The following is a 10,516-nucleotide window of genomic DNA, read 5'->3' on the forward strand; positions in this document are numbered from 1 at the left end:
GTGCGGATGTTCGTGAGCTTCTTGCCCTTGAGCACGTTCACCTCGAGGTCGTTCTCGCGGTTGTGCTCGCCGATGATCATGCCCTGGTAGACCTTGGCGCCGGGCTCGATCATCATCGGGCCGCGATCCTCCAGGTTCCACATGGCATAGGCCACGGCCTCGCCCTTGTCGTTGGAGATCAGGACGCCGTTGCGGCGGCCCGGCATCTCGCCCTTGAAAGGCTCGTAGGCCTTGAACAGGCGGTTCATGATCGCCGTGCCGCGGGTGTCGGTCATCAGCTCGCCCTGGTAGCCGATAAGGCCGCGAGTGGGCGCGTGGAAGACGAGGCGCAGGCGGTTGCCTCCCGACGGCTTCATCTCGATCATCTCGGCCTTGCGCTCGGACATCTTCTGCACGACGACGCCCGAATACTCCTCGTCGACGTCGACCACGACCTCCTCGATCGGCTCCAAGACCTCGCCGGCCTCGTCCTTCGACAGAACCACGCGGGGGCGCGAGACCGCGATCTCGAAGCCCTCGCGGCGCATGGTCTCGATCAGGATGGCGAGCTGCAATTCGCCCCGGCCCGAGACGTAGAACGAGTCCTTGTCGTCGGCCTCCTCGATCTTCAGCGTGACGTTGCCCTCGCCCTCCTTGAACAGGCGGTCGCGGATCATGCGGCTCGTGACCTTGTCGCCCTCGGTGCCCGCGAGCGGCGAGTCGTTGACGATGAACGACATGGTGACGGTGGGCGGATCGATCGGCTGGGCCTGGATCGGGGTCTCGACCTGTGGGTCGCAGAAGGTGTCGGCCACCGTGCCCTTCACCAATCCGGCGATCGAGACGATGTCGCCCGCCTCGCCGATCTCGATCGGGGCGCGCTCCAGGCCGCGGAAGGCCAGGATCTTCGAGACGCGGCCGGTTTCCACGAGCTTGCCAGTGCGGTCGATGACTTTGATCGACTGGTTCGGCTTCACGGTGCCGGACGCGATGCGCCCGGTGATGATGCGACCGAGGAAGGGGTTGGCTTCGAGCAGCGTGCCGAGCATCCGGAACGGACCCTCCTCGACGCGCGCCTGCGGCACGTGCTCGAGGACGAGGTCGAACAGCGGCGCGAGGCCGTCCTCCTGCGAGCCGTCCGGCGCGGTGGCCATCCAGCCGGCGCGGCCGGAGCCATAGAGGATCGGGAAGTCGAGCTGGTCGTCGGTGGCGTCGAGCGCGGCGAACAGGTCGAAGACCTCGTTGACGACTTCCGTGATGCGGGCGTCCGGCCGGTCGACCTTGTTGATCGCCACGATCGGCTTCAGCCCGATCTTGAGCGCCTTGCCGACCACGAACTTGGTCTGCGGCATCGGACCCTCGGCCGCGTCGACGAGCACGATGACGCCGTCGACCATCGAGAGGATGCGCTCGACCTCGCCGCCGAAATCGGCGTGGCCCGGCGTGTCGACGATGTTGACGCGGGTGTCCTTCCAGACGACCGAGGTCGCCTTGGCGAGGATGGTGATGCCGCGCTCCTTCTCGAGGTCGTTCGAGTCCATCGCCCGTTCCTCGACCCGCTGGTTGTCGCGGAAGGACCCGGACTGCGACAGGAGCTTGTCGACGAGCGTCGTCTTGCCGTGGTCGACGTGGGCGATGATGGCGATGTTGCGCAGCTTCATGGGGTATCCGAAGCGAGTCGAGCCCGTCACGCGACGGGCTGCGGAAATGCAGCCGGCAGCGCCGGGTCCTTAAATCGAGCTATCGCGCCGCAATATAAGGTCGCGCCCGATCCGGCAAGAGGCGGCTTCGTTCGGGGTCCGAAGACGAGGCTTGGTCAGCGCACGAAAGGCATTGCCTCGCAGAGGCTCCACGGAATTCGGCGTTCGAAAAGCAAAACCCGCCTCCCTCGCGGGAGACGGGTTCGGGACGGTGGTTACCGCCGGGGCTCATCAATGCAGGGCGATGCTCGATGCACCCGAGCTGCGCGGAGCGGACTTGGACGTTCCGGTCGCCGATTTGCCGGCTGACGTCTTCGCGGTGGAAGCCTTCGGCGCTGAAGCCTTCGCGTCGGAGGATTTCGCGTCGGAGGATTTCGCGCCGGAGGATTTCGAAAGGGATGCCTTCGAGGCCGAGGCGACCTTGGTCGCGGCCTTTTCGACGAAGCGACCGGCGTCTTCCGCCTTTGCGGAGACCGCACGGGAGGCCGCACCCGCGGCCCGCGCCGAGCGGGGCTTGAGCGCCTTGGCCGGGCTCGGTGCATCGCTGATCGCTGGCGCCGACGGCTGCACCGTCAGCGTCGCGGCGGCACTCTGTTCGGCGGCCTTGGCGATGCATTCGGCTTCGGCCCGGAACCAATGCTCCTCGGCGCGGCCGAAGACGCGGCCTTCGCCTTCCCAGATGTAATACGCCCGTTCTCGGACTTGATGTTCGCCAGCTTTCATTCCGCTCTCCTGTCCAGATCCCAAGGAAAGATGGAAGCGCATGGTTAACCGTTGGTTAATCCTGCATTCCGGCGCCCGGCCCTCAACGATCGGGCGCCCGACCATACCCGATGTATGCGCAGGCCGCCCTCAATCGAAGCTGCGGCCCTTGGCCGACGAGCCGCCCAGGCTGATCTTCTTCGGGGGGGCGGGAGCGGCCGCGGTCGGCGTCGGCGCCCGCGGCGGCTTGAGCTGAGACTGGCCATGCACCACGGAGCCGATCTCGCCTGCGACCCGCACAAGGTCTTCGCGCTCGCAGGCCCGAGCCACCGTCAGGCCGAGCTGATGCATGTGGCTCTTGCCATAGAGGTAGACCGCGAGCTTCGCACGTGTCGTCGCCGGGATCGCGGCCAGGATCTCGGGCAGGTCCTCGGGTTCTGCCCGGTACACCGACCCGAGCAGGTCGAGGGAGACCGGGCAGGCCGGATCGGCTACGGGGCCGCTGGTGGGATGCGATTGGGTCATGCGTTCACCTGGTGCTGGTCGATCGAGACTTGATGGGGAGGCGATACGGCTTTCGAGCGCCGTCGAGAGAGGGTTGGGGTTAGCACGGCACGATCGACCGTCCATCGGTGCTTGCAGGCCCGACCGATGCTTCAGGGGATCGGGTTGGCTTGCATATGGCTCGGAGGCGGAATCTCGACCTCACCGCCGGACGCCGGAGACCGAAGCGCCTTCAGGCATCCGGTGCAGATCGACGCAATGGCGATCTCGGCGCGTACGCGGCTGCGCTCCCAGACCGCTTCACGGGCGAGGAAGGCTTGCCGGGACAGGAAGGCTCGCCGATCGGGATCCTCGGGCGTCATCGTCTCCCGGCCGCCGCCGACCTCCGCAGGCAGATCTGGGTTCGAGCGAATGCGGAGGAAGATCGGCTCCTGCGCGATCGCCGGACGCGGATTATCGAGAATCGGACCCGCGAGAATCGCAAGGAGGATCAGGCGTCGCATCGGCTTCTCCATCACCGTCCGCTCATGACCTCGGGAACGTTCGTCGTAACAGCGTTAACGGCGAATGAACCCGCGCGCACGAGCGGGGGACATGAAAAGACCGTGACCGTCCTTCCCAAGATACCAGATCGGATGGAATCGACAGTGCCGACGAAGCTCGTCGTCCTCGACCGCACCTTGGATCGCTCCAATGACATCGGCGGTCGTGTGGATGGTGGGCGCGACAGGGATCGAACCTGTGACCCCTACCATGTCAAGGTAGTGCTCTCCCGCTGAGCTACGCGCCCGAACCGGAGCGATCCGCCCCGGCGAGGTGCGGCCTATAGCTTCTGCCCGGCGGCCATGCAAGCCGAAGCGGTGTCCGGGCGAAAAGATAATCCCTTCTTGACCTACCGGTGCCGCCCGCGACCCGTCGATCCCAGCATCGCGCTGCACAACCCTCCGAATTGCGCTATGCCCTCGCCGCGTCGGACACCGCGCTCGCAATGGTGGGGTTCGATGGGGTCGATCGAGTACACACGTCAGGTGCGGGGGCGAGAGGCGGCACCTCCGTCCGGCGCGCGAAGCGAACAGTCAGCGGTGAGGAATGCGGTTCTACATCGACGCCGATCTGGGGCACATCGTTTGGGGCTGGGTCGTCCCGGACAATCCCATCGCGATCAGTCGCGTCTCGGTCGTCGCCGACGGCGAGCGCATCGGCGAGATCCCGGCGCGTTTCACCGACGACGCGCTCCGGAGCGCGGGCTGGCACTCCACCGGTCAATGCCGTTTCGTGATCGAGGAGCCAGAGTTTCCCGGGCTTGCCGAAGTACGACGTCTCGAGATCTACGATGTGGAAACCAACATCCTGATCTATCGACGCGTTCCCGACGAGAATCTGATCCGGAAGAAGGTCGTTCTCGTCAATACGAGCATCAATCCGGAGACCGTCATCCAGACGGCGATGTTCGATCACTTCCAACAAAGCTATTTCGGCATCGGAAAATTCTCCGAAGAGATCGCGCGAGTTCTCTTCGAAAGCCCGTTCCTGACGTCGTCGTTCCAGACCGGTGCGATCATCCTGCCGCGCTTCGAAGGGTTCCTGCAGGGCGAGGACACCCTCACCACCCTTCTCGTCCACGATCCTTTCGTCGAGATGGCGACGCGGCTCCTCTGGCTACAGGCGCGGGCACCCGTCGCCGCCGACCCGGCACGGCGATGGCGCCTCGGGCCGCTGACGGACGCGGCCGAGTTCATGGCCGAGATCGATCTCGACGATCAGAAAGGCCTCAAGCGGCTGTTCAGGATGCTTCCCGAGAGCGCCTACAGGCTGCTCTACAATCCGCTCACCCGGCAATGTGGGACGAAGCTGCCCGACGACCGCCTTCATCCCGGCAATTCCATCGTCGCCATCGAAGTCTTGTCCCGGGTCGGCATCGTCGGCCACCGCAGCTACTTCAAGGCGTTCATGACGACGCTGTTCGATCACCTCGGCATCCAAGCGCCAGCCCCGACCCCCGAGCCGATCCCCGAACCGGTCCTTGCCCTGGCGGAGCGCCTTCGCGCGACGAAGGTGGCCCAGGAGATGCTGGTCTTCGACATCGCGATGTCGGATGCCGTCCTCAATGCCGTCTCGAAGGGTTGGACGAACGCGTGAAGGAGATTGGCCCCGGCCGCTGAGCCGGGGCGTCAGGCCCCCGGCTCCCCGGGTTCGGATACCGGCGAGCGAAGGCGATTGCCTCCACGCGCCTCCTTATGCGAGGGCTTTGGAAACAGCGGCCGGCCACGCTCGGCCAGCGCAACGCTCGCGAGGCCCTGACGATGGAAGACCGCCCCTTCGCCGACCTGTTCCCGCCCGCCACGCGCGAGCGCTGGCTCGGCGTGGTGGACGGCGTCCTGAAAGGCGCGGATTTCGACAAGCGGCTCGTCTCCCAGACCGCCGACGGCTTTCGGATCGAACCGCTCTACGACCTTGCCGATCCGGTGCCCCAGCCGATGCGGGCAGCCGGGCCGTGGCGGATCTCGCAGCGCATCGACCATCCCGATGCATCCGCCGCCAACGCCCTGGCGATGGCCGATCTCGAAGGGGGCGCCGATGCGCTCACCCTCGTCGCCGCCGGTGCCCCGGCCGCCCGTGGCTACGGGCTCACCAACCTCGATCCGTCGGCGCTCGAAGCCGCGCTGAAGGGCGTGATGCTGCCGCTGATCGGCCTGAGGCTCGACGCCGGCGCGCGCGGGCTCGAAGCGGCCCGGGCCGTCAAGGCGCTCTCGGAGGCCCGCGGCGACGCATTGGACGTCCTCGATCTCGATCTCGGCCTCGACCCGATCGGGATCATGGCTGCCACGGGTGGCTCCGTCGGGAATGGCGTCGCCGAGGCCGCGTCCCTCCTCGCCAAATTCGACGCGGCGGGTTTCTCCGGCCGAGCCATGATCGCCGACGGTCGCCCCTATCACGAGGCGGGTGCGAGCGAAGGGGCCGAACTCGCCGCCGTGCTCGCCACCGCGGTCGCCTATCTACGCGGGATGGAGGCTGGTGGACACGATCTCGCGCGCGCGCGGGACGCTGTGGCGGTTCTGCTCGTCGCAGATGCTGACGAGTTTCTGACCATCGCCAAGTTCAGGGCCATGCGCCGGCTCTGGGCCAGGGTCGAAGCCGCCTGCGGCCTCGATGCGAAGCCCCTGCGCCTGCACGCCGAGACAGCCTGGCGGATGATGACCCGGCACGAGCCCTTCACCAACATCCTGCGCACGAGCCTCGCCACGGCCTCGGCGGGCCTCGGCGGGGCCGACAGCGTCACCGCCCTGCCCTATACCCTCGCCTTGGGCCTCTCCGACGCGTTCGCCCGCCGGGTAGCGCGCAACAGCCAGATCGTGCTGATCGAGGAATCGAACCTCGCCCGGGTGGCGGACCCGGCGGCGGGGGCGGGCAGCTTCGAGGCCCTGACTCAGTCGCTGGCGGAGACCGCCTGGGCCGGCTTCCAGGAGATTGAGCGAGAGGGCGGCATCGTGGCGAGCCTCGGTGCAGGCAAGCTCCAGGCGCGGATCGCGGCGATGCGTGCGACGCGTACGAAGGCCGTCGCCACCCGGCGTGAGGCCCTCACCGGCGCCAGCGAGTTCCCGAACCTGTACGAGCAGCCCGTCACAGTCCTAGAGGTCCCGGCGATGCCGGCCATCCCGGTGACCGTGGCCAGCGAGCCCCTGCCCTCCCTGCGGCTTGCCGAACCTTACGAGGCCCTGCGCGACGCCTCCGACGCCTCGCTGGCCAGGACCGGCAAACGCCCGGCGGTGTTCCTCGCCAATCTCGGCCCCGTGGCGGTCTTCAATGCGCGCTCGACCTTCGCGTCGAACGCCTTCGCGGCGGGCGGCATCGAGGCGTTGAGCAACGACGGCTTCTCGGACCATGCGGTCCTGGCACAGGCCTTCACGGCGTCGGGTGCACCGATCGCCTGCCTGTGCTCCTCGGATGCGGTCTACGGCACGGAAGCCGTCGGCGCCGCGCGTGCCCTCAGGGCGGCGGGCGCCCGCGAGATCTACCTCGCCGGCAAGCCGGGCGATCTCGGGGATGCGCTGAGGCAAGCCGGCGTGACGGGCTACCTTCACGCCGGAGCCGACCTCCTCGCACTTCTGACCGGCGCCTTGGCCATCACGGCCGCTGCGGCCTGATCGCCAGGGGCGCAACCGATCTGGGACTCGCGGGTTTCCGGGCGGAGGGAATCCATCACTGATCAGACGAGCGACAATGCGAAGCATGAGCATGGCGGCAGCGGCCTTGGCCGTCGCGATCACGACGGTCCCGGTCGAGGCCAAGAAGGTTGCGGTTCCGAGCCGATACGACGGCAACTGGAGCATCGAGGTCATCACCGAGGACGGCCCCTGCGACCGAGCCTATCGGTACGGCGTGAAGATCGCCCGCGGCCAAGCCAGCTATGCGGGCGACGATTTCGACGTGAGCGGGCAGGTCAGCGGCAACGGTAGCGTGCGCGCGATGATCTCGCGTGGATCCGACAGTGCCAACGTGGTCGGCCGTCTCGGTCGGGAGGGTGTGGGCAACGGCAGCTGGACCACGAACGGTCCGATCCGTTGTAGCGGTCGCTGGAACGCCGAACGCCGGGGCTGACAACGCCTGTTGTCCGCGAGTCACACGGACGCGCCGAGCAACGGGAGAGCAACATTCGGCCCTGTTCCGGCCGGAATCCCCGGTGAATACTCGTGCGTGACCGGATTCGTCCCGTTCGAGGCATTTCCCGATGAAAGCCGTCTTCTGCAGCGTTCTCTTCGCCTGCGCTCTCACGGGGTCGGCCATGGCCGCGCCTCGAGTGCCGGGGTCCGCCCATGCGGTGCTGCTGCCCCTTGAACAGGCGGCAACCGAGTGCTTCGCCGACACGGTCGCCTCCAACCCCCGCAGCCTCTCCATGGCGCGGGCGGGACGCTGGTACGAGGCCGCCAGCGTGACGGGCTTCCTGTGCCGGCCCGAGGTCGACGCGATGGTCGCCGCCTACGACCGGCTTTACGGCCGCGGGACCGGCACCCGCTACTTCAAGGGTGCCTATGCCAGCCACCTCGGCCATGAGCTCGCCGAGCGCCTGCGGCCGATCCTCGAGCGCAAGGCCGTCGCGAGTGCGGAGCCGGGAGCGGAGAAGGCCCAGGCGTCCGATCCAGAGGCGGGCCCGTCCAAGGCGGAATGAGCCTCAGCGGCTTTCGGGAACGTTCCCGTCGGCCAAGCTTTGTCCGGGTTCCAGACGGTCATCCGTCGAACCACGGAGACCGCCCATGTCCGACCTGCGCCGCCGCACGCTCCTGATGGCCGCCACGGGCATGCTTGCTGCGAGTTCAGCACGCGCCGACGGGCTGGTGGCCTCTCCCGGCAATTGGGCGACGCTCTCGCGACGAGAGCGCGACGCCGCGTACAACAACTCCGTCGCCTTCCCCGAAGGCCTCGCGCTGGTCGAGGGCTGGACCAAAACCTCGGCGCAGATGCGTGCGGCCAACGCGAAGACCGTGGATCTCGCCTATGGCCCGCGCGAGCGCAACAAGTGGGACCTGTTCCCGGCGAGCGACCCCAAGGCGCCCTGCCTCGTCTTCATCCATGGCGGTTTCTGGCAGGCGCGGTCCCGCGAGAATTTTTCGTGCATCATGGAGGGCGTGCTTGCCGCCGGGTACTCGGCGGCGCTGCCCGGCTACACCCTGGCGCCCGATGCGACGCTCACCGAGATCGTCGCCGAGATCCGCACCGCCCTCGATTGGCTGACGAAGGAAGGGCCGCGCTACGGCATCGCCGGACCCGTCATCCTCTCGGGCTGGTCGGCCGGCGGCCACCTCGCCGCTTTGACCCTTGACCATCCCTCGGTGAAGGCCGGCTTCGCGATCTCCGGCATCTACGAACTCGGCCCCCTGCGCGAGACCTACGTCAACGACAAGCTGCGCCTGACGGATGCGGAGATGGCGACGCTCTCGCCCCTGCGCCTGCCGCTGATCGACAAGCCGCTGATGCTGGCCTACGGCACCGCCGAACTCCCGGCCCTTGTCGAGAACAGCCGGGCGTTCCACGCATACCGGAGCGCATTGCATGGAGCGGGCGCGTTGGTGCCGGTACCGAGGACGGACCATTTTTCTGTATTGGAGGATTTGCGGAAGGGAGACGGGATCCAGGCAAGAGCCGTTAAGGATGTGATGTCTGCGCTCCGCGCCTGAGATCATCGCATCTGGGTCTTCACATCTCAGCAGGCTCGACTTCCGCATTCCGCGCATCATGAAGGCTGCCAGTCGGCAATCTCGCAGCGGGACCGAGAAGAGTTTGGACGAGGCCGTCTATTCGAGCCGCCACGCCATTCTCCTGGAGCCGTCGGCGGACAAGGATGCGTGCCTTCTGGAAGGTCGCTCCAACCGGGATCGTAACGGCCGCAGCGACGCGTTCTGCTTCGCGTGCCGCGACAGCCAGCGAGGCATGGGTGACGTTCCGGTGATCGAATAACGGTATCGGTAGGGTGAAGATCAGCTTGTCGAAGTCCCGCGCGCCTTGCTCGCCGCGGCTCTGCATGTCTGCGATTCGGGCGCGGGCGGCTTCACTGTTAAAGATTGCCAAGAGATAGCACCCCTCGTGGAAAGTCTCGACCGGTGCCCAGTAGAGTTTGTGATCCACGACGCCGTCCTCGCCGATAAGGCAGGCCGCCGGCATCGTGCCCGCCTTGGAAAACACCACGCGAATGGGATGAAGCGGAAATTGAGCCGACAGTTCTCGGTGGTAATCCCACCTTTGCTTCAATGTTAACCGTCCAGCGCTGTGTTTTATCCAAGTCGTTTCGGCCTCCCCAAGCCAAGCCGCCAACCACGGAGCTCCTCGCTCGGCCGCTTGCTTTGCGTCAAGAACGGCTCCTTCGGCTGCAACCGGTATAACCCCTTCGACCGTGCCTAGAACACGAAATGGTGCGATTGATTCACCAACATACACGTTGTGTATGTACTTCAATTCTACTGGACCTTGCTGAGTCGGCAACGCTTTCCATGGTAGTTTTTCCAGCTGTGATCTGCGACTACGGACTATGGGAGCCGTGAGATTACCGCCGAGGCGTCCGGCTCGAACCCTTTCCAGAAGGCACAGCATCCGGGGAACCAATGTCGCGCCCTGGCGGAACAACGCGCGATAGGGCGAACCCGCATGAAAGTCTGCCGGTCTCGGCGCATCAGCGTCGGTACTGCTTAAATACCGGTCGGCCAGTTCCTCGGGGGCGTCCTTGAAGGGAAGTCGGCCGGCGAACGCGGTCACGCGGGCGGGTGTCATCCGAGCAGCACCGCTCGTGACGTCGGCAAACAGCACGCAGGTCGGCACTCGGAAAAGCGGTGAGACCGACTGGTTGTCGAGCACCCAGCTTTCGCTGAACGCCACCGCCACACCTGTCCAGGCGCCCGTGCGGAACGCGCGAAACTGACCTCGGCTCAGAGCAGCGAGGGGCAGCACCATCGCGATGCGGCCGCCCGGCCTGCGCCCCGCTGGGCGGCGTGCATAGAGTTCGGCCGCGCGCGCGAAGAACAACCCGGACAGATCGGTCTGCGTGACGAGGCGGGCCTCGTCGGGACCGACCCAGATCCCTAGCCGTCGTGCAGTCTCGCGGAACTTGTCCTGCATCGATGCCGACATGAAGCGGTAGGATA

The 10,516-nt window shown here is 66.6% G+C and carries 9 protein-coding genes, 1 tRNA gene and 1 pseudogene; 5 read left to right on the forward strand and 6 right to left on the reverse strand.

Going from position 1 to position 10,516, the window contains the following annotated elements:
- The 5 genes from typA to ACFE7U_RS08660 all read right to left on the reverse strand — a co-directional run.
- Positions 1 to 1,640 (reverse strand): translational GTPase TypA (typA, locus tag ACFE7U_RS08640; RefSeq protein WP_375409321.1); only part of this gene is annotated, 1,640 nt, incomplete at its 3' end.
- A gap of 270 nt (positions 1,641 to 1,910) precedes the next feature.
- Positions 1,911 to 2,507 carry a DUF2934 domain-containing protein gene (locus ACFE7U_RS08645; protein ID WP_375409322.1) on the reverse strand — a complete coding sequence of 199 codons (597 nt, stop codon included), beginning with the start codon at positions 2,505 to 2,507 and terminating at the stop codon, positions 1,911 to 1,913.
- 24 nt (positions 2,508 to 2,531) lie between these two features.
- Positions 2,532 to 2,906: a hypothetical protein gene (locus ACFE7U_RS08650; RefSeq protein ID WP_375409323.1), complete on the reverse strand. Its 375-nt coding sequence runs from the start codon at positions 2,904 to 2,906 to the stop codon at positions 2,532 to 2,534.
- 131 nt (positions 2,907 to 3,037) lie between these two features.
- Positions 3,038 to 3,388 carry a hypothetical protein gene (locus ACFE7U_RS08655; RefSeq protein ID WP_375409324.1) on the reverse strand — a complete coding sequence of 117 codons (351 nt, stop codon included), beginning with the start codon at positions 3,386 to 3,388 and terminating at the stop codon, positions 3,038 to 3,040.
- A 212-nt stretch (positions 3,389 to 3,600) separates the two neighbouring features.
- A tRNA-Val gene (locus ACFE7U_RS08660) sits at positions 3,601 to 3,675 on the reverse strand.
- A 299-nt stretch (positions 3,676 to 3,974) separates the two neighbouring features.
- On the opposite strand from ACFE7U_RS08660, the gene ACFE7U_RS08665 reads away from it, so the two are divergent.
- From ACFE7U_RS08665 to ACFE7U_RS08685, 5 genes are all read left to right on the forward strand, one after another.
- Positions 3,975 to 5,024, forward strand: a complete 1,050-nt coding sequence (locus ACFE7U_RS08665; RefSeq protein ID WP_375409325.1) for a hypothetical protein — start codon at positions 3,975 to 3,977, stop codon at positions 5,022 to 5,024.
- 164 nt (positions 5,025 to 5,188) lie between these two features.
- Positions 5,189 to 7,030, forward strand: coding sequence for a methylmalonyl-CoA mutase family protein (locus tag ACFE7U_RS08670; protein WP_375409326.1), 1,842 nt, complete (start codon positions 5,189 to 5,191; stop codon positions 7,028 to 7,030).
- A 76-nt stretch (positions 7,031 to 7,106) separates the two neighbouring features.
- Positions 7,107 to 7,484 carry a hypothetical protein gene (locus ACFE7U_RS08675; protein WP_375409327.1) on the forward strand — a complete coding sequence of 126 codons (378 nt, stop codon included), beginning with the start codon at positions 7,107 to 7,109 and terminating at the stop codon, positions 7,482 to 7,484.
- A gap of 130 nt (positions 7,485 to 7,614) precedes the next feature.
- Entirely contained in the window at positions 7,615 to 8,052 is a 438-nt protein-coding gene (locus ACFE7U_RS08680; protein WP_375409328.1) for a hypothetical protein, read from the forward strand.
- 85 nt (positions 8,053 to 8,137) lie between these two features.
- On the forward strand, positions 8,138 to 9,058 hold the full coding sequence (locus ACFE7U_RS08685; protein WP_375409329.1) for an alpha/beta hydrolase: 921 nt from the start codon (positions 8,138 to 8,140) through the stop codon (positions 9,056 to 9,058).
- 19 nt (positions 9,059 to 9,077) lie between these two features.
- Here ACFE7U_RS08685 and ACFE7U_RS08690 read toward each other — a convergent pair.
- Positions 9,078 to 10,516 (reverse strand): annotated as a pseudogene (locus tag ACFE7U_RS08690) (hypothetical protein); the annotation flags it as partial.

Source organism: uncultured Methylobacterium sp. (assembly GCF_964251405.1).
Lineage (GTDB): Bacteria > Pseudomonadota > Alphaproteobacteria > Rhizobiales > Beijerinckiaceae > Methylobacterium.

What these genes read in the sequence shown, in the direction of transcription:
- ACFE7U_RS08675 (WP_375409327.1), top strand. Translation starts at nt 7,107, where the DNA reads ATGCGAAGCATGAGCATGGCGGCAGCGGCCTTGGCCGTCGCGATCACG.
- ACFE7U_RS08655 (WP_375409324.1), bottom strand. Translation starts at nt 3,388, where the DNA reads ATGCGACGCCTGATCCTCCTTGCGATTCTCGCGGGTCCGATTCTCGAT.
- ACFE7U_RS08645 (WP_375409322.1), bottom strand. Translation starts at nt 2,507, where the DNA reads ATGGTCGGGCGCCCGATCGTTGAGGGCCGGGCGCCGGAATGCAGGATT.
- ACFE7U_RS08670 (WP_375409326.1), top strand. Translation starts at nt 5,189, where the DNA reads ATGGAAGACCGCCCCTTCGCCGACCTGTTCCCGCCCGCCACGCGCGAG.
- ACFE7U_RS08685 (WP_375409329.1), top strand. Translation starts at nt 8,138, where the DNA reads ATGTCCGACCTGCGCCGCCGCACGCTCCTGATGGCCGCCACGGGCATG.
- ACFE7U_RS08650 (WP_375409323.1), bottom strand. Translation starts at nt 2,906, where the DNA reads ATGACCCAATCGCATCCCACCAGCGGCCCCGTAGCCGATCCGGCCTGC.
- ACFE7U_RS08665 (WP_375409325.1), top strand. Translation starts at nt 3,975, where the DNA reads ATGCGGTTCTACATCGACGCCGATCTGGGGCACATCGTTTGGGGCTGG.
- ACFE7U_RS08680 (WP_375409328.1), top strand. Translation starts at nt 7,615, where the DNA reads ATGAAAGCCGTCTTCTGCAGCGTTCTCTTCGCCTGCGCTCTCACGGGG.